We start from the raw sequence: 17,996 nt of genomic DNA on the forward strand, positions 1-17,996 counted from the left end.
GTGCGGCGCGCGCACCGGTCCGGACGCACGAACGCCTCGCTCGCCGACGAAGCGGTGAGCGAGGCGTCCGGAGCGAGGGTCAGCGAGCGTAGTACTCGACGACGAGCTGGACCTCGCACTGCACGGGGACCTCGGCGCGCTTGGGGCGACGCGTGAGGATCGCGCTCAGCTTCTCGAGCTGGACGTCCAGGTAGCCCGGGACGGCCGGGAGGACGTCGCGGTGCGCGCCCGCGGCCGCGACCTGGAACGGCGTGGTCGCCTGGCTCTTCGGCTTGACCTGGAGGGTCTGGCCGGGCTTCACGCGGAACGACGGGCGGTCCACGATCTTGCCGTCGACGAGGATGTGGCGGTGCGTGACCGCCTGGCGCGCCTGCAGGATGGTGCGGGCGAAGCCGGCGCGCAGCACGAGCGCGTCGAGACGGGTCTCGAGGTTCTCGACGAGCGCCTCACCGGTCAGACCCTTGTCCTTGCGGGCCTCCTCGTACGCACGCGCGAGCTGCTTCTCGCGGAGCATGTACTGGGCGCGCAGACGCTGCTTCTCGCGGAGACGGACCGCGTAGTCCGACTCGGTGCGGCGGCGGGCGCGGCCGTGCTCACCCGGGGGGTACGGGCGCTTCTCGAAGTGCTTGACGGCCTTCGGGGTGAGGGCGATGCCCAGGGCGCGGCTCAGGCGGACCTGGCGGCGCGAACGCTTGACAGACGTCACAGCGGTATCTCATTCCTGTCGTGTGGGTACTGACGTCACACCTGGTCCCGGGAGTCCGGGTCCGGGTGCGGGACCAGCCGATGGACCGCGCGCTTCTCCGAGGGAGAGTGCGGGTCGGGGCCGAGGTCCCAGGTGGTCGCCGTGAAGGCAACCTGAGAAGTCTACCGCACGCCCGGGTGGCGATCCCCCGACGGGTCAGCGCGCCGGCTCGTCCTGCGCCAGGATGTCCCGGATCCGCCCGAGGCGGTCGGAGACCTGGCGCTCGTACCCGCGGTCGGTCGGCGTGTAGTACCGCGACCCGACGAGCGTGTCGGGCAGGTACTGCTGCGCCGCGACGCCGTGGGGCGCGTCGTGCGCGTACCGGTACCCGGTGCCGTGGCCGAGCTGCTTCGCGCCCGGGTAGTGCGCGTCGCGCAGGTGCGACGGGACGGACCCGGCCTTCCCGGCGCGCACGTCCGCGAGCGCCGCGTCGATCCCGAGGTAGGCGGCGTTGGACTTGGGCGCGGTCGCGAGGTGCACGACGGCCTCCGCGAGGACGATCCGTCCCTCGGGCATGCCGATGAGCTGGACGGCCTGGGCCGCGGCGACGGCGGTCTGGAGCGCGGACGGGTCGGCCATGCCGACGTCCTCCGCGGCGGCGATGACGATGCGCCGGGCGATGAAGCGCGGGTCCTCCCCCGCCGCGATCATGCGGGCGAGGTAGTGCAGGGAGGCGTCGACGTCGGAGCCGCGCATCGACTTGATGAACGCGGACACGACGTCGTAGTGCTGGTCGCCGTCGCGGTCGTAGCGCACGGCGGCGACGTCCACGGCGCGCTCGACGGCCTCGAGGTCCACGCTCACCGGCGAGCCGTCCGCCGGGCCGGGCTCGCCGTCCTCGTCGGTCGTCGCGTCCTCGGAGGCCGCCACGGGGGCCGGGACCGGGGCGTCGGAGAGCGCGGCGCCGGCCGCCGCCTCGAGCACGGTGAGCGCCTTGCGCGCGTCGCCGCCCGCGAGGCGCACGAGGTGGTCCTCCGCCTCGTCGGTGAGCGCGACGAGGCCGCCCAGCCCCCGGTCGTCGGCGACGGCGCGGCGCACGAGGGCGCGGACGTCGTCGTCCCCGAGGGGCTGGAGCGTGAGCAGGAGCGAGCGGGAGAGCAGGGGCGAGTTCACGGAGAAGCTCGGGTTCTCGGTGGTCGCCGCGACGAGCGTGACCCAGCGGTTCTCGACGCTCGGCAGGAGCGCGTCCTGCTGGGACTTGGAGAAGCGGTGCACCTCGTCGATGAACAGGACGGTCTCCTCGCCGCCGGTCGCGAGGCGGCGGCGGGCGTCCTCGACGACGGTGCGCACGTCCTTCACGCCCGCGGTGACGGCGGAGAGCTCGACGAAGCGGCGGCCGGACGCGGTCGCGATGAGGTAGGCGAGCGTCGTCTTGCCCGTGCCGGGCGGGCCCCAGAGGATGACGGAGCCGGGCGCGGCCCGGCCGCCGGACGCGTCCGACTCGATGAGGCGCCGCAGGGGCGAGCCGGGGACGAGCAGGTGCGCCTGGCCCGCGACCTCGTCGAGGGCGGCGGGACGCATGCGCACGGCGAGCGGGGCCCCCGGTCCGGGTCGCGGCGTGCCCTGCGCGCCGGAGGTGGCGGCGCCGAAGAGGTCGCCGCCGAACAGATCACCGGTGGACATGCCCCGAGCCTACGCACCGCCGCCCACGCGCCCGGCCACCGCCGGCGTGGGGAGGTCGGGTGAACGTCGTCCACAGCGCCGCGAGGGATCTGACACGCGGCGCGGACGGATGGGATGCTGGCGCTCGTGTTCTCGAGCCTCGGTCGTCGTGTCGCCCGCCATCCCCGCCTCACGGTCGTCGTGTGGGTCGTCCTCACCGGACTCGGGTTCGCGCTCGCGCTGTTCGGCGTGCACGGGGAGAGCGTGTTCGACCGGGTGACCACGGGGGCGCCCTCCATCCCCGGCTCGGACAGCGAGCGCGCGACCGAGATCCTCGCCGAGAACGACGAGGGCGGTCCGGAGATCACGCTGCTGGTGAGCGAGGTCGACCCGGGGGACGCGCAGGTCGTGGAGGCCATGACCGAGGTGAACGCGGACCTCGTGGCGATCGAGGGCGTGGACACGGTCATCAACCCGTACGTGATCCCCGGCGGGGTCGAGGACCCGGCCGCGCAGTCGCTCGTCGCGAGCGACGGGGACGGGTTCCTCACCGTGGTGACGCTGCGCACCGACCTCGACGCCGAGCGCACGGACGCCGTGGCCGAGCGCGTCGTCGAGCAGCTCGAGGCGGTGCCCGGCGTCCTCGCGGAGGCGGCTCCGGACGCGGCCGGGGACGCGACGGGCCTCGTGGGCTCGAACGCGCTCATCGTCGACGCCATCACGGGGCAGGTCGAGGAGGACCTGACGACGGGCGAGAAGGTCGCGCTGCCGGTCGCGCTGCTCATCATGGTGCTCGTCTTCGGCGGTTTCCTCGCCGCCGCGATGCCGATGGCGGGGGCCGTCGCGTCCATCGGGACGGGCCTGGGCGTGCTGCTGGGCCTCACGTACGTGCTCGACGTCGACGCGTCCGTGGTCAACGTCGTCACCCTGCTCGGGCTCGGGCTCTCGATCGACTACGGGCTGCTCGTCGTGTCGCGGTTCCGGGAGGAGCTGCACCGGCTGGTCGCCGCGGGCGACGACCCGTCCCTGCGCCGACGGCGCGGGGACGGCGTGGTCCACGCGGCGCTGATCCGGACGATGGAGACGGCGGGCCGCACGGTCGCGTTCTCGGCGCTCACGGTCGCGATCTCGATCGCCGGGCTCATGGTGTTCCGCCCGGACATCCTGCGGTCGGTCGGCGCGGGCGGCCTCGGCGTCGTCCTCGTCGCGGTGGCGACGGCGCTCACGCTCGTCCCCGCGCTCCTCGCGTTCTCCGGCCGCCGCCTCGCGAAGCCGGGGATCCTCGGCCGGATCCCCGGCCTGCGCCGCGTCCTCGCCCGGACCGCGGACGTGCAGTCCGACGAGGGTGCCTTCTCCCGCCTCGCCGCGCGCGTGCAGCGCCACCCGGTGTGGGTGCTGCTGACGACGGTCGTCGTGCTCGTCGTCCTCGCGCTGCCCGTGCTCGGCCTGCACATGCGCAACTCGGGCATCGAGCTGCTGCCCCAGGGGTCCCCGCAGCGGGAGTTCGTCGACGAGCTCGCGGCGCAGTACCCGTCGAGCGAGAGCGCCCAGGTCGTGGCCGTGGTCGACGCGAGCGTCGAGGACGCCCAGGCGTGGGCCGACGAGGTCACGGGGCTCGACGGCGTCGCGAGCGTCGACCCCGCGGCACCGCTCGGCGACTACGCCGTCGTCGGCGTGCACGTCGACGCGGACGACGCCGGCGGGCCGGAGGCGGTGTCGGTCGTGCGGGAGGTCCGTGCTACCGACCCGGGGTTCGAGGTGTGGGTCACCGGGCAGGCGGCCGGGCAGGTCGACTTCCTCGACGCGCTCGGCGAGCGCGTGTGGTGGGCCGTCGGGATCGTCGTGGGCGCGACGCTCGTGCTGCTGTTCCTCATGACGGGATCGGTCGTCGTGCCGGTCAAGGCGCTGCTCACGAACGCGCTCTCGCTCGCGGCCTCGCTCGGCGTGCTCGTGTGGGTGTTCCAGGACGGGCACCTGGAGGGCCTGCTCGACTTCTCCTCGGTCGGCGGGATCGAGACCTACGTGGTCGCGCTGGTCGTCGCGTTCGCGTTCGGCCTCGCGATGGACTACGAGGTGTTTCTGCTCGCGCGCGTCAAGGAGCTCTACGACGCCGGCCACCCGAACGACGAGGCCGTGCGCCTCGGGCTCCAGCGCTCCGGGCGGATCATCACGTCCGCGGCGGCGATCATCATCGTCGTCTTCGCGGGCTTCGTCTTCGGCGACCTCCTCGTCATCAAGGAGGTCGGGTTCGCGCTCGCAATCGCGGTGCTCATCGACGCGACGATCGTCCGCCTGCTCCTGGTCCCCGCGACGATGACGCTGCTCGGCCGGTTCAATTGGTGGGCGCCCCGCCCGCTGCGCTGGGTGCACCGCAGGCTCGCGATCACGCACTGAGCGTCCTCGCGGACAGCGCCGCCGGACGCCGCCCTCAGCGGCGCGACTCGAACTCCTGCGTCACGACGAACCCGAGCGCGGCGTAGACGCGGCGGGCGGCGTCGTTGTCGGCGTACATGCCGAGCACGACGATCCCCTCCTCGTGCAGGCACGCCCGCGTCGCGACCGCCACGACCGCCCGGGCCGCACCCCGGCCGCGCGCCGCGGGATCCGTGGCGACACCACCGAGCGACCACGGGACGCCCGGCCCCGAGCGCCGCGCACCCGCGACGCTGCGGACCGTCCCCGTCTCGTCCCGCCAGCCCCACCAGCGGGTCCCGGGCTCGGACGGGTCGAGCTCCGCCGACGGGTTCGCCACGTCGAGCACGGCGCGCACGCGGGCGCGACCCTCGTCGCCGTCGAGCGCCACGACCCGCTGCTCCCCCGGCTGGGCGGGCGGTTCGGACGTCGCGGTGAACCAGTCCCAGCGCGAGACGGGCTCCGCGCGCAGGTGCTCGGGGACCGCGCGACCGGTGCGACCGCCGAGGGCGGCCGCAGCCGTCGTCGTCCCGCGCGGGAGCGACGACCGCACCTCCCCGGCGGCCAGGTCCGGCCGGTCGAGGAGGAGGTCCGCGACCCCCGTCGGCGTGCCGAGGCCCCACAGCGCGGCGGACCCGGCGTCGAACGCGCGTCGCACGACGAGCGCGTCGTCGCGCGCCACGGCGTCCAGGACGTCCCAGCCGTCCCGCTCTGCACGGACGACCGGGTGGTCCGCCCAGCGGCCGAGGCTCGGTACGACGCGCGAGGGCGCGGTGCGGGTCGTCACGCCTCCGGCGTCGGCTCGCCCGGGTCGCTCTTCGGTACGGGCTTCGCGTCGACGCCCGCCTCCTTGCGCTGCTCGGGCGTGATCGGCGCGGGCGCCTGCGTCAGCGGGTCGAACCCGCCGCCCGACTTCGGGAAGGCGATCACGTCGCGGATCGAGTCCGACTTCGTCAGCAGCGCGACGATGCGGTCCCAGCCGAACGCGATCCCGCCGTGCGGCGGCGCGCCGAACTTGAACGCGTCGAGGAGGAAGCCGAACTTCTCCTGCGCCTCCTCGGGCCCGATGCCCATGACGTCGAACACGCGCTCCTGCACGTCGCGGCGGTGGATACGGATGGAGCCGCCGCCGATCTCGTTGCCGTTGCAGACGATGTCGTACGCGTACGCGAGCGCCTCGCCCGGGTTCTGCTCGAACGTGTCGACCCAGTCGGGCGTGGGCGACGTGAACGCGTGGTGCACGGCGGTCCAGGCGGAGTTGCCGAGATCGACGTCGTCGTCCTCGCCGGTCGGCTTGAAGAGCGGCGCGTCCACGATCCAGACGAACGCCCAGGCGTCCTCGTCGATGGCACCCGTGCGCTTCGCGATCTCCTGGCGCGCGGCGCCGAGCAGGGCGCGCGAGTCCGACGTCTTGCCCGCGGCGAAGAACACGGCGTCACCCGGCTGCGCGCCGGTCGCGTCGCGCAGACCCTCGCGCTCGGCGTCGGACAGGTTCTTCGCGACGGGGCCGCCGAGCGTGCCGTCCTCGCCGAACGTCACGTACGCGAGGCCGCGAGCGCCGCGCTGCTTGGCCCACTCCTGCCACGCGTCGAACTGGCGACGCGGCTGCGACGCCCCGCCCGCCATGACGACGGCGCCGACGTACTCCGCCTGGAACACGCGGAACGGCGTGTCCTGGAAGTAGTCCGTGAGCTCGACGAGCGGGTTGCCGAAGCGCAGGTCCGGCTTGTCCGACCCGTAGAGGCGCATGGCGTCGTGGAACGTCATGCGCGGGATCGGGGTCGGGATCGTGTATCCGATGAGCTCCCACAGCGCGACGAGGATCTTCTCAGCGAGCGCGATGACGTCGTCCTGCTCGACGAAGCTCATCTCGACGTCGAGCTGCGTGAACTCCGGCTGGCGGTCGGCGCGGAAGTCCTCGTCGCGGTAGCAGCGCGCGATCTGGTAGTAGCGCTCCATGCCCGCGACCATGAGGAGCTGCTTGAAGAGCTGCGGCGACTGCGGCAGCGCGTACCAGGAGCCGGGCGCGAGGCGTGCCGGCACGAGGAAGTCGCGCGCTCCCTCGGGCGTCGAGCGCGTGAGCGTCGGCGTCTCGATCTCGACGAACTCCTCCGCGTCGAGCACGCGGCGCGCGGCCTGGTTGACCTTGGCGCGCAGGCGCAGCGCGTGCGCGGGCGCGGGGCGGCGCAGGTCGAGGTAGCGATGCTTGAGACGCGCCTCCTCGCCGATCGTCTCGGTGTCCGCGAGCGCCGTGGAGACCTGGAACGGCAGCGCCTCGGACGTGTTGAGCACGACGACGTCGCTCGCGACGACCTCGATCTCGCCCGTGGGCAGGGCCGCGTTCTCGTTGCCGTCGGGTCGGCGCGAGACCTCGCCCGTGACCTGGAGGACGAACTCGTTGCGCAGCGGGTGCGCGACGGCCTCGTCGCGGATGACGACCTGGGCGATGCCGGACGCGTCCCGCAGGTCGATGAAGGCCACGCCTCCGTGATCGCGCCGACGGTCGACCCAGCCCGTGAGGGTGACGGTCTGACCGGTGTGCTCGGCCCGCAGTGAGCCGGCCGTTCGGGTGCGCAGCACGGAGGGTTCCTTCCAGGTGGGCGGTGGGGGCGGCGCTCCCGGGGGCGGGCGCGCGTCCGCACGAGTCTAGTGCGGGCGGGCGCGCTGCTCGACCGGATACCGTGGCGGTGCCGCCGCTCCACCCGCGCTCCGACCGTGTCGTGCGTCCGGGCCGGCGGCACCGGCGCGCGCCGACCGGCCCGCCGCCCGCACAGAAGGGGTGATCGTGGCACGCACCATCGCGACGAACCGGCGCGTCGAGCGCGACGAGCTCGAGCAGTTCCTGCGGTCCCGGCACGACGGCGTCCTCGTCACGACGCGCGCCGACGGGCGGCCACAGCTCAGCCCCGTCACGTACGGGGTCGACGACGCGGGCCGGGTCGTCGTGTCGACATACCCGGAGCGCGCCAAGGCGGCCAACGTACGTCGCGACCCGCGCGCGTCGCTGCTCTCGCTGGGCGAGCGCTTCTCGGACCCGTGGGTGCAGGTCGACGGCGAGGCCGAGGTGATCGACCTGCCCGAGTCCGTCGAGCCGCTCGTCGACTACTACCGCTCCGTCAGCGGCGAGCACCCGGACTGGGACGAGTACCGCGAGGCCATGGTGACGCAGGGCAAGTCGCTCGTGCGCCTGACGATCACGCGCTGGGGCCCGGTCGCGACGGGCGGGTTCCCGGCGCGCCTCGCGGACGGCTGACGATCCCGCCGGCGCGGCGGCGTAGCGTGCCGACCATGCCGATCACCCTGTGCGTGATGCTGTGGCCCACCGAGGGCAGCGCCGACCTGCTGAGCGAGTACGAGGACGACGTCCTCGCGCTCGTACCCGCGCACGGCGGGCGCGTGCTGTCGCGCGTGCGCGCGCTGCCCGGTCAGGAGGCGTCGCTGCCGACCGAGGTGCAGGTCATCGAGCTGCCCGATGACGACGCGCTCGCCGCGTACCTGGCCGACCCCGCCCGGGTGGCGCTGGCCGACCTCAGGGACCGGGCTGTGGCACGGACGGACATCGTCCGTGTCGGTGCCGTCCCGCACCGCGACCAGCCCTCCTGACCCGGCCGCCGGACGCGCGCCGGCGTCGCGGTCGCGGTGTCGCCCGGACGGCGCCACCAGGTCAGAACAGGACCTGCTCCACTCCCCCGCCGACGACGTCCAGACCCCCGCCGTCCACCGGCATGCCCGCGAGCGCGCCGTCGTGGCCACGCCGGTCGGATTCCTGAGGCGACCCGGCGAGGCTCCCCCTCGGGTAGGCGCCGTCCGTCGGCGGCCCCGGGTCGCGGTGACCGTCCCCGAGACCGCCGAGCTCGCCCCGGCGGTACCGCCCCTCGACGCCCGCGGGACCGCGGTGGCCGGACACCGCGAAGCCGCGCGCCTCGAGCATCGGGCGCACGCGGTCCCACAGCCACGAGCGGTACGCCTTCGAGGCGTACGCGCCACGGGCGTAGACCCGCTCGTAGCCGGGGACGAGCTGCGGGTGCTCCCGCGCGAGCCAGCCCAGGTACCACTCGCGCGTCCCGGGCTTGAGGTGCAGCGGCAGCACGGTGACCCCCGTGGCCCCGGCGTCCTTCACGGCGTCGAGCAGGTCTGTCAGCGCGCGCGTGGAGTCGGTGAGCCACGGCAGCACGGGCGCGACCATGACGCCGCACGGCAGGCCCGCCTCGCGGACGGCGCGGATCAGGTCGAGGCGGGCGCGCGGTGAGGGCGTGCCCGGCTCGACGCTCGCCTGGAGCGTCGGGTCCAGCAGCGCGAGCGAGACGCCGATCCCGACCTCGACGCGCGAGGCGGCGTCGGCGAGGAGCGGCAGGTCGCGGCGCAGGAGCGTGCCCTTGGTGAGGACCGACAGGGGCGTGCCGGAGCCCGCGAGCGCGTCGATGATGCCCGGCATGAGGCGGTAGCGCCCCTCGGCCCGCTGGTAGGGGTCCGTGTTCGTGCCGAGCGCGACGGGCTCGCGGCCCCACGACGCGCGGGCGAGCTCGGCGCGCAGCACCTCGTCGACGTTCACCTTGACCACGACCTCGCGGTCGAAGTCGTCGCCCGCGTCGAGGTCGAGGTACTGGTGGGTGGGCCGGGCGAAGCAGTTGTGGCTCACGACCCCGGCGGCGACGAAGTCCCGCGTCCCGGTGGTGATGTCGACGAGCTCGGTCTCCTCCCCCGGCCCGTCGAGCGCCTCGAGCGAGTCGACGCGCAGCGCCTCGTCGCCCGTGACGTCCCGGCCCTCGAGCGCGACCCGGCCGCCCGCGAGCGCGGCCGACCCCGGGCCGACGAGGACGTCGCCCAGCGCCAGGTGGGCGCGGCGCCCGGACCCGCCGACGACATGGCGCCAGCCCCGTTCGGTGAGGAACCGGTGGTCACCGCTCGCGACGAGGCGCGTGCCGTCCGCGAGGGTCACGCGGTACGCGCGCTTGCGGGTGGTCCAGCGGTCGAGCACGCGCGTGCGCACGTAGCGCCGGTAGGCGCCGTGCGGTGCGGTCCCCACGATCTCGTCGCCGACGCGCAGCTCGCCGATCGGGCGCTGCGTGCCGTCGGCGAGCAGCACCGGGGTCGACGGCGCGAGGCAGTAGGAGCAGGCGTGGCTGCAGCCGCGGTACGGGTTGACCGTCCAGCGGAACGGCATGCGCGACATCGCCGGGACCTTCGACAGCGCGCTCTTGGCCGTCACCTCGTGGAACGTGATGCCCGCGAAGTCGGGCGTGCGCACGCTGCGCACGAGGCCCGCCCGCTCTAGCCCCGGGAGAGCGCCGTCGTCCGCGCCGAGCGCCTGTCCGTCCCACCTCATCCGCACATTCGAACAGGTGTTCGATCCTCAGGTCAAGCCCCGCGGTCCTCCCCGGGGGACGCCTGCTCCGCGTCAGCGGCGACCCGCACCCTGCGCAGGGCCGGTGCACGGGCGGCCCAGGGCCCGTCCCGCGGGCTGAGACGCCGGGATTGTCCGCGTGGCCCCGAGGGCCTAGGGTCGGGCCGAACGCCCCCGGGGAGCGCACGAGCGCTGAGAGTGCAGGCCGGACACCCGTCCCACCTGCAGACCCGTGGAACCTGATCTGGTTCGTACCAGCGAAGGGAGCAGGGCCGACGTCACCGTCCCCTGCGCGCTCGTGCCCGTGCACCCCGCACGCGGCCGGGCGCGCCGGGGCCCGGCGGTGGCGCGCCGTCGTGCACCCCTCGCCCCGGGGGCCCGACGGAGGGAACCCGCATGGCCGAGCCCCGCACCACCCCGCAGCAGGCGACCCCGACTGCCGCCGCACCCACCGACCAGCCGCCCACCGGATCGGCCGGCGTGCCGGCCGACCTGTCGGCCGGCGGGGTGCCCGATCTCGCGGTCCGCCCGACCGGGCGCCCCGCACGGCGCCGCGGGCTGACGCTCCACGAGACGGTGCTCGTCGCCGTCCTCGGCGTCGTCTTCGGGTTCGTGTACTGGGCGTTCGTCCAGCTCTGGGCCCCGCTCCAGCTCGCGATGGGCCCCCTCGCGGACCTCGCCGCGAACGTCCTCGCGGGCGCGTGGATCGTCGTCGGCCCGCTCGCCACGTACATCGTGCGCAAGCCGGGGGTCGGCATCCTTGCCGAGACCCTCGCCGCGCTCGTCGAGGTCGTCTTCCTCGCGTCCCCCGCGGGGCCGCTGCTGCTCGTCGTGGGCCTGGTCCAGGGCGTCGGCGCCGAGCTGCCGTTCGCGCTCACGCGCTACCGCCGGTTCGGATGGTGGGTCTTCGTCGCGTCGGGCGTGAGCGCGGCCCTGGTCACGTTCGCCTTCAACGCCGTGCGCTTCGGCTGGCTCGGTCAGGACTACGCGATGCTCCGGCTCGGGATCCAGGTCGTGTCGTGCGTCGTGCTGTGCGGCCTCGCGGCCCGCCTCCTCGGCGACGCGCTCGCCCGCACGGGCACCCTCGACGCGTTCGCGATCGGCACGGCCCGCCGTGGCTGAGGCGACCGCGCGCGTGCGCGACGCCGTCGCTCCGGACGCCGTCACGGTCGCCGACGTGACCGTGCACCTCGGGCACGACGGCACCCGGGTGCTCGACGGCGTCGACGTCACCGTCCCGGCCGGGACGAGCCTGCTGGTCCTCGGCCCGTCCGGGTGCGGGAAGTCGACCCTCCTGCGCGCGCTGGTCGGCGTCGTCCCGCACACCCTCCCGGGCGTCGTCCTGGGCGGCCTCCGCGTGACCGGCGCCGACCCGCGCGAGGTGCCGCCGCCCGTGCTCGCCGCCCGCGTGGGCCTCGTCCAGCAGCGGCCCGGCGACCAGCTCTGCCTGGCGCGCGTGGACGAGGAGCTGCGGTTCGCGCTCGAGAACCGTGGCGCCGACCCCGGCACCACGGACGCCCGCGCGACCGCGGCGCTCGCCGCCGTCGGCGCCGCGCACCTGCACGACCGCGCGACCCACGCGCTGTCGGGCGGCGAGGCGCAGCGCGTCGCGGTCGCCGCGGCGCTCGTCGCCGAGCCGGAGCTCCTCGTCCTCGACGAGCCCACCGCGCTGCTGGACCCCGCCGCCGCCCACGACGTCGGGGCCCTCGTCGCCCGCCTCGCGCGCCGCCCCGGACCCGACGGCCGTGACGACGCCGCGCCGCGGCACCGCTCGGTCGTGCTCGTCGAGCACCGCCTGGACGACCTGGGCGCGCTGCCGGACGCGACCCTGGTCCTCGGGCGCGACGGCAGGGTCGTCGCGCACGGCCCCACCGACCGCGTCCTGCGCGAGCACGCGCACGACCTCTCCGGGCTGGGGTGCTGGCTACCCCTCGCCGTCCGCCTCGAGCAGGCGGGCGCGCCCGGGGCGCTCGGCTCCCCCGAGACGGACGACTGGCTGGTCGACCTCGTGCGGTCCTCGCCGTCGCGCTCGACGACCACGGACCGGCCCCCGTCCGGCACGGCGCGACCGGTCGCGCTCCGGGCGCGCGGTCTCTCCGTCCGCCGCAGCGGACTCCGCGCCGGGCGGTCCCGGAGCGACGACCCGGCCGTCGTGCGCGGTGTGGACCTGGACGTCCGCGCGGGCGAGGTGCTCGCCGTCGTCGGTCCCAACGGGGGCGGCAAGTCGACGCTCCTGCGCGGCCTGGCCGGGCTCGAGCGCACCACGGGCGAGGTGGCGACCGCGACCGGCGAGCCCGTCGCGATGGTGTTCCAGGACCCCGAGCACCAGCTCGTCGCCCGCACGGTGCGCGAGGAGGTCGCCTGGTCGGCCCGGCTCGCCCGCGTCGACGACGTCGAGGAGTGCGTGGCCCGGACCCTCGCCGCGTTCGGGCTCGCGCACCTCGCCGACACGAACCCGTACCGGCTCTCGGGCGGCGGGCAGCGGCGCCTGTCCCTGGCGACCGCGACCGTCCTGGACCCGCCGGTCCTCCTCGCCGACGAGCCCACGTTCGGGCTGGACCGGGCCCAGGCCGCCGCGGTCGCCCACGTGCTGCGGGGGCGCGCCGACGCGGGCGGCGCCGTGGTCGTCGTCTCGCACGACCTCTCGCTCGTCGCGGCGGTCGCCGACCGGGTCGCCGTGGTCGTCGGCGGCACCCTCGCGACGGTCGCCGAGCCGTCGACGGTCCTCGCCGACGACGCGCTGTGCGCGCTCGCGGGCCTGCGCCGGCCCCCGCTGCTCGACTGGTGGGCACGCGCGGGCCGCGGTCGCGGCCTCGACCCGGGAGCGCTCGTCCGCGCGCTCGACGCCGCGTGCGACACCCGGCACGACGTCGTGCCGGGCGCCGATCCCGGGACCGCGAGACTCCCCGCGCCCACAGCCGCGGTCGCCGCGGAGGTCGCCCCGTGACCGGTCCCCGCCCGACGGCCCTCGAACGGTGGAACCCGACGGTCAAGCTCGCGACGGTGCTCGTCGTCTCGACGGCCGCGCTGCTCGTCACCGACCCGGTCACGCCCGCGACCGGCTGGGTGCTCACGGTCGCCGCGCTGCTGACGCTCGGACGCGTTCCCGTCCGGACCCTCGCGCTCGCCCACGTCCCGTTCGTGGTGTTCGCGACGAGCCTCCTGGTGGTCAACGTCGTCACCCGGCCCGGGGGCGCCGCGGTCCCGCTGGGTCCGTTCACCGTCGGTGCGGACGGCCTGACCATCGGCGCGGCGCTCGCGCTGCGCACGCTGCTCGTCGGCGCGTTGTCCCTCGCGCTCGTCCTGACGACCGACCCCGTGCGCCTCATGACGAGCCTGCACCAGCACGCCCGCCTGCCCGCGACCTGGACGTTCGCGGTGCTCGCCGCGCACCGCCTCCTCGTCGAGCTCCCCGACGCGTGGCAGACGATCCGCTGCGCCCAGGCGGTCCGCGACCCCCGGCGCCGGCCCGGCCGGCTCCCCCGGTCGCCGCGGTCGCTCGGCGCGGCCGCCTTCGCGCTGCTCGTCGGGGCGGTGCGCCGGTCCGAACGGCTGACGGTCGCGCTCGAGTCGCGCGGGCTGGGCTCCGGCCCCCGGACGTCCTCGCGGCCCGTCCCGCTCGGCGTGCCCGACGTCGTCGCGGCGGGCGCCGTCCTGGCCGTCGCCGGCGCGGTGGTCGCGGCGGGCGTCCTCGGGGGGTGGGTGACCGGGATCGGCGCGCTCACCGCGTGAGACGACACCGCCGTCGCCTCCCGGGCGAAACCCACCGGGGCGAGGCCGCGTCACGCAGGCTCGACGACCGTCCCCTCGCCCGGGACCCCGAGCGCGACGCCGCGGACGCCCGCGTCGCGCCCGTGCTCGCGGTACGTGCGGAACGCGAGCGGCACGCCGCGCGCGACGTGCGCGTCGGGCCCGTCCATGGCCTGCACGTGCACGTGCGGCTGCGTCGAGTTCCCCGAGTTCCCGCACCGACCCACCACGTCGCCCGTCGTCACCCGTTGCCCGAGACGCACCTCGACCGACCCGCGACGCAGGTGGGCCAGGACCACGAACACGCCCGGGACGTCGAGCGCGAGCACCACGTGGTTGCCCGCGAGCGCCGCGCCGCCGGCACGCGCCCGGGACGCCTGCGTGAGCGCGTACCCGAGCAGCGCGAGCGGCGAGCGCCGGGCCTCGTGGTCGGGCTCGCCGTCGTGCGCCGCGACGACCGTGCCCGCGCCGGGCGCGAGGACGGGCAGGCCGAAGCCGAGGAACCGTTCGGGCGGCTCGGTGCCGAGCACGGTGCGCCAGTCGCGCACGTCCGCGGTGCGGCGGCCGCGGACCGCGACGAAGTCGATCGCGTAGGTCGTGGCGAACAGGTGCGTCCCGTGGCTCGGGACGCGCCGTGCCGGGCTGTTCTGCACGAGCCACGTGCCCGCGAACGGCAGGGCGAGCTCGACCGCGTCCGCCACGTCGTCGCGCCTCCCCTCGCCTCGCACGCCGTCCGGTCGGTCCGTCAGCCGCCCGCCGGCACCACCCGCGGGTGCAGGTCCTCGGCGGGCGGCGCCCACGTCGCGGCGTCGGCGTCCACCTGCTCGCCCGAGCGGATGTCCTTGACCTGGTCGGGCGAGCGCGTCCCGTCCTCCTCGACGCGCCCCGGGAACCAGACGAACGGGATCCCGCGCCGGTCGGCGTAGCGGATCTGCTTGCCGAACTTGGCGGCGGCGGGCGCGACCTCGACCGGGACGCCCCGCGAGCGCAGCGCGGTCGCGACCGCGTCGGACGCACCGCGCGTCTCCTCGCTCGTCACCGCGACGACGACGGCGCTCGGCACGGAGCGCGTCGCCCGGACCAGGCCCGCCGAGAGCAGGCGCGAGACGAGGCGGGACACGCCGATCGACAGGCCGACGCCCGGGTAGGTGTTCGCGCCGTCAGACGCGAGCGTGTCGTACCGGCCACCCGAGCAGATGGACCCGAGCTGCTCGTGCCCGACGAGCACGGTCTCGTAGACCGAGCCCGTGTAGTAGTCGAGCCCGCGCGCGATCTTGAGGTCGGCGACGACGACGCCCGGGGCGCGCACGCTCGCCGCCTCGACCAGCGCGCCGAGCTCGCCGAGACCCGTCTCGAGCAGATCGCTCACCACGCCGTGCTCGGCCGCGAGCGCCCGCACGCGGTCGACGACGCCCGTGTCGCTCCCGCTGATCGCCGCGAGCGCGAGGCACGCCTCGGCCTGCTCCGGGGTGGTGCCCGCCTCGGCGACGAGGAGCCCCGCGACCTTCTCCGGCCCGATCTTGTCGAGCTTGTCGATCTGGCGCAGGACCTCGTCCACGGCGTCGATCCCGAGTCCGCGGTAGAAGCCCTCGGCGACGCGACGGTTGTTCACCAGGACGCGGACCTCGGGCACCCCGATGTCGCGCAGCGCGCCGAGCGCCTCCGCCATGACGAGCGGCAGCTCGACCTCGTAGTGGTAGGGCAGCTCGCCCGCGCCGACGACGTCGACGTCGGCCTGGGTGAACTCGCGGAAGCGTCCGTCCTGGGGGCGCTCGCCGCGCCACACCTTCTGGATCTGGTAGCGCTTGAACGGGAAGGCGAGGTGCCCGGCGTTCTCCAGCACGTAGCGCGCGAAGGGGACCGTGAGGTCGAAGTGCAGGCCGAGCTGCTTGTCGCCCTTGTCCCGGCGGGTGTCGTCGGCGTCGCCGGCCTCCTCCTGCAGGCGCCGCAGGACGTAGACCTCCTTGGACGTCTCGCCCTTGCGCAGGAGCTGGTCGAGCGGCTCGACCGCGCGCGTCTCGATCCCCCCGAACCCGTGCAGCTCGAACACGCGGCGCAGGGTGTCGAGGACGTGCTGCTCGACGATCCGACCGTCGGGGAGCCATTCGGGGAAACCGGAGAGGGGTGTGGGCCTGGCCATGGGTCAGATCTTCCCAGACGCTGGCAGGGTCGTCCGCATCGTCCCGGCCGACGGACGGGCCGGCCCGCGCACGTCAGGCCGCGAGGAACGGGTTGGTCGCGAGCTCGCGCGCGACCGTGGTCGCGGGCCCGTGGCCCGGCAGCACGTCCCACGCGGGGTCGAGGCGCCCGACGACGTCGCGCAGCGTGCGGGCCATCGTCGCGCCGTCCCCGCCGGGCAGGTCCGTGCGGCCGACCGAGCCCGCGAAGAGCACGTCGCCGCTGAGCACGATCCCCGTCCCGGGCTCGCCCACGAGGTAGAGGGTCGACCCTTCGGTGTGCCCCGGGGCCCCGACGGCGCGCAGCACGAGGTCGCCCCAGCGCAGCACCCGCTCCTCACCCGCCGCGACGTCGAACGTCTCCACGCGGGTCGGCTCGCGGTAGTCCTCCGGCCGGGCCCCGGCCGCGGCGAGGGCCGCGCCGAGCGGACCGGAGACGAGCGAGCGCGCGCCCCGATCGCCGGTAGGCGAGCCGTGCTCGAGGCTGCCGAACGGGTCGGCGAGCCGGTAGGCGTCGGCCGCGTGCAGGACGACGGGCACGTCGAACCGGTCCGCGAGCGCCGCGGCGTCCCACGTGTGGTCCACGTGCCCGTGCGTCGCGAGCACGGCACGCGGGACGAGCCCCGCGGACTCGACGAAGGCGACGACGGCGTCCGCCACTCCCGCGCCGGCGTCGACCACGACGCAGTCGCCGCCCGGGGCGCTCAGCACCGTGCAGTTCGTCCCGAAGACGGGCGCCACGACGACGCGCACCGTCACGGCAGGCACGTCGCGGGGCTCGGCACCGGGCTCGTCGGAGGGGGCGTCGGACGGGGGCGTGGGCGGGTTGCCACGGGGTCGGTCCACGCGCCCGAGGGTAGCCCGCGCCGCCTCGCCCGGTCTCCGGCGACGGGCTCGCGCCCGGGCGGGGCCGGAGCGGTCGATACCGGACCGTGACCTGCGCGCGGCAAATCCACCCGCCACCAGGGCGCTCGGTGCCTAGACTGTCCCGTACCGACCGCGGCCGCACCGGGGTCGACCGTGCGCGCCACGACGGCGCCGGACGAAGGAGCTGGGGTGTCGACGAAGAGTCGCGAGCGCGAGCAGGCGCGCCGTCGTGAGGAGAAGTGGGACCGCCACGTGGCCCAGCTCCGCGCGAAGCGCCAGCGGACCTGGTCGATCGTCGGCGTCGTCGCGGCGCTCGTCGTGATCGGCGTCGCCGTGTGGTGGGCGCTGTCCGCCACCCAGGCACCCGGCACCGACGCCGGCGGCGACGGCGACGCGACCGCTCCGTCGGCGTCCGGCGAGCACACCCTGCCCCCGGCCTCCGCCGCCGAGGGGCGCGACTGGACGTCGACGCTCACCACGAGCGCGGGCGACATCACCCTCACCCTCGACGGAGCGGACGCGCCGCAGGCCGTCGCGAGCTTCGTGTCCCTCGCCGAGTCCGGGTACTTCGACGGCACGTCGTGCCACCGCCTCACCACGTCGGGCATCTACGTGCTCCAGTGCGGCGACCCGACCGGCACCGGAACCGGCGGCCCGGGCTACTCGTTCGGCCCCATCGAGAACCCTCCGTCCGACGACGTGTACCCCGCGGGGACCGTCGCCATGGCGCGCCAGGGCGGCAACGCCGAGTCGATGGGCTCCCAGTTCTTCCTCGTCTACGAGGACTCGACCATCCCGTCCGACGCGGCGGGTGGTTACACGGTGTTCGGCACCATCACGTCCGGCCTGGACGTCGTCCAGGCAGTCGCTGACGCGGGGACGCAGGACGGATCCGGCGACGGGTCCCCCGCCACCCCGGTCACCATCGAAGGAGTTGAGACCCAGTGAGCGATCCCGCCAAGGACCAGGCGAGCGCACCGGCACCGGAGCCCGCGGAGGCGAGCAAGACCGGACGGGTCGACGCAACAGACGTGGAGACGACGGATTCCGCGGCCGTCACCGACGCTTCCGCCGGGAGCGCCGACGCGAGCGAGGTCTC

At 75.4% G+C, this 17,996-nt stretch carries 15 protein-coding genes and 1 riboswitch; of the genes, 7 read left to right on the forward strand and 8 right to left on the reverse strand.

What is annotated here, in order from left to right:
* Positions 1 to 79: 79 nt before the first annotated feature.
* Positions 80 to 706 (reverse strand): 30S ribosomal protein S4, encoded by a 627-nt coding sequence (gene rpsD, locus ACTJIY_RS01730; RefSeq protein ID WP_047234514.1) that lies wholly within the window; start codon positions 704 to 706, stop codon positions 80 to 82.
* A 195-nt stretch (positions 707 to 901) separates the two neighbouring features.
* Positions 902 to 2,368, reverse strand: a complete 1,467-nt coding sequence (locus ACTJIY_RS01735) for a replication-associated recombination protein A (RefSeq protein ID WP_440673015.1) — start codon at positions 2,366 to 2,368, stop codon at positions 902 to 904.
* Positions 2,369 to 2,482: 114 nt separating this feature from the next.
* On the opposite strand from ACTJIY_RS01735, the gene ACTJIY_RS01740 reads away from it, so the two are divergent.
* Entirely contained in the window at positions 2,483 to 4,741 is a 2,259-nt protein-coding gene (locus ACTJIY_RS01740; protein ID WP_440673014.1) for an MMPL family transporter, read from the forward strand.
* 34 nt (positions 4,742 to 4,775) lie between these two features.
* Here the strand turns inward: ACTJIY_RS01740 and ACTJIY_RS01745 are convergent, their stop codons facing one another.
* The gene (locus ACTJIY_RS01745; RefSeq protein ID WP_440697216.1) at positions 4,776 to 5,546 is read right to left on the reverse strand and encodes a GNAT family N-acetyltransferase; all 771 of its coding nucleotides are present in this window, start codon (positions 5,544 to 5,546) and stop codon (positions 4,776 to 4,778) included.
* Positions 5,543 to 7,339 carry an aspartate--tRNA ligase gene (aspS, locus tag ACTJIY_RS01750; protein WP_253049323.1) on the reverse strand — a complete coding sequence of 599 codons (1,797 nt, stop codon included), beginning with the start codon at positions 7,337 to 7,339 and terminating at the stop codon, positions 5,543 to 5,545. Before aspS ends, ACTJIY_RS01745 begins: the two co-directional genes overlap by 4 nt.
* Positions 7,340 to 7,544: 205 nt before the next feature.
* On the opposite strand from aspS, the gene ACTJIY_RS01755 reads away from it, so the two are divergent.
* Both ACTJIY_RS01755 and ACTJIY_RS01760 read left to right on the forward strand, forming a co-directional pair.
* Positions 7,545 to 8,012 carry a PPOX class F420-dependent oxidoreductase gene (locus ACTJIY_RS01755; RefSeq protein ID WP_353709326.1) on the forward strand — a complete coding sequence of 156 codons (468 nt, stop codon included), beginning with the start codon at positions 7,545 to 7,547 and terminating at the stop codon, positions 8,010 to 8,012.
* Between the two features lie 35 nt (positions 8,013 to 8,047).
* Positions 8,048 to 8,362, forward strand: coding sequence for a DUF1330 domain-containing protein (locus ACTJIY_RS01760; protein WP_353709327.1), 315 nt, complete (start codon positions 8,048 to 8,050; stop codon positions 8,360 to 8,362).
* Between the two features lie 61 nt (positions 8,363 to 8,423).
* On the opposite strand, the gene ACTJIY_RS01765 is transcribed toward ACTJIY_RS01760, so the two are convergent.
* A complete protein-coding gene (locus ACTJIY_RS01765; RefSeq protein ID WP_440673012.1) occupies positions 8,424 to 10,085 on the reverse strand; it encodes an Rv2578c family radical SAM protein in 1,662 nt (553 codons plus the stop codon).
* Positions 10,086 to 10,268: 183 nt separating this feature from the next.
* Positions 10,269 to 10,388: riboswitch (TPP riboswitch) on the forward strand.
* A gap of 111 nt (positions 10,389 to 10,499) precedes the next feature.
* Here ACTJIY_RS01765 and ACTJIY_RS01770 point away from each other — a divergent pair.
* From ACTJIY_RS01770 to ACTJIY_RS01780, 3 genes are read left to right on the forward strand one after another with little or no spacing between them, the layout of a single operon-like run.
* On the forward strand, positions 10,500 to 11,225 hold the full coding sequence (locus ACTJIY_RS01770) for an ECF transporter S component (RefSeq protein ID WP_440673011.1): 726 nt from the start codon (positions 10,500 to 10,502) through the stop codon (positions 11,223 to 11,225).
* Positions 11,218 to 13,050 carry an ABC transporter ATP-binding protein gene (locus tag ACTJIY_RS01775; RefSeq protein ID WP_440673010.1) on the forward strand — a complete coding sequence of 611 codons (1,833 nt, stop codon included), beginning with the start codon at positions 11,218 to 11,220 and terminating at the stop codon, positions 13,048 to 13,050. The genes ACTJIY_RS01770 and ACTJIY_RS01775 overlap by 8 nt, the downstream gene beginning before the upstream one ends.
* A complete protein-coding gene (locus tag ACTJIY_RS01780; protein WP_440673009.1) occupies positions 13,047 to 13,835 on the forward strand; it encodes an energy-coupling factor transporter transmembrane component T family protein in 789 nt (262 codons plus the stop codon). Before ACTJIY_RS01775 ends, ACTJIY_RS01780 begins: the two co-directional genes overlap by 4 nt.
* A gap of 50 nt (positions 13,836 to 13,885) precedes the next feature.
* Here the strand turns inward: ACTJIY_RS01780 and ACTJIY_RS01785 are convergent, their stop codons facing one another.
* From ACTJIY_RS01785 to ACTJIY_RS01795, 3 genes are all read right to left on the reverse strand, one after another.
* On the reverse strand, positions 13,886 to 14,554 hold the full coding sequence (locus tag ACTJIY_RS01785; protein ID WP_440673008.1) for a M23 family metallopeptidase: 669 nt from the start codon (positions 14,552 to 14,554) through the stop codon (positions 13,886 to 13,888).
* Between the two features lie 44 nt (positions 14,555 to 14,598).
* Positions 14,599 to 15,993 (reverse strand): histidine--tRNA ligase, encoded by a 1,395-nt coding sequence (gene hisS, locus ACTJIY_RS01790; protein ID WP_440673007.1) that lies wholly within the window; start codon positions 15,991 to 15,993, stop codon positions 14,599 to 14,601.
* 73 nt (positions 15,994 to 16,066) lie between these two features.
* Positions 16,067 to 16,876, reverse strand: coding sequence for an MBL fold metallo-hydrolase (locus ACTJIY_RS01795; protein ID WP_440673006.1), 810 nt, complete (start codon positions 16,874 to 16,876; stop codon positions 16,067 to 16,069).
* Between the two features lie 210 nt (positions 16,877 to 17,086).
* Between ACTJIY_RS01795 and ACTJIY_RS01800 the strand changes: the two genes are divergently transcribed.
* Complete coding sequence (locus ACTJIY_RS01800) at positions 17,087 to 17,845, forward strand: peptidylprolyl isomerase (protein WP_440673005.1); 759 nt, start codon at positions 17,087 to 17,089, stop codon at positions 17,843 to 17,845.
* The last annotated feature ends 151 nt before the right edge of the window (positions 17,846 to 17,996 follow it).

The organism is Cellulosimicrobium sp. 22598, from assembly GCF_052044445.1.
GTDB lineage: Bacteria > Actinomycetota > Actinomycetes > Actinomycetales > Cellulomonadaceae > Cellulosimicrobium > Cellulosimicrobium cellulans_G.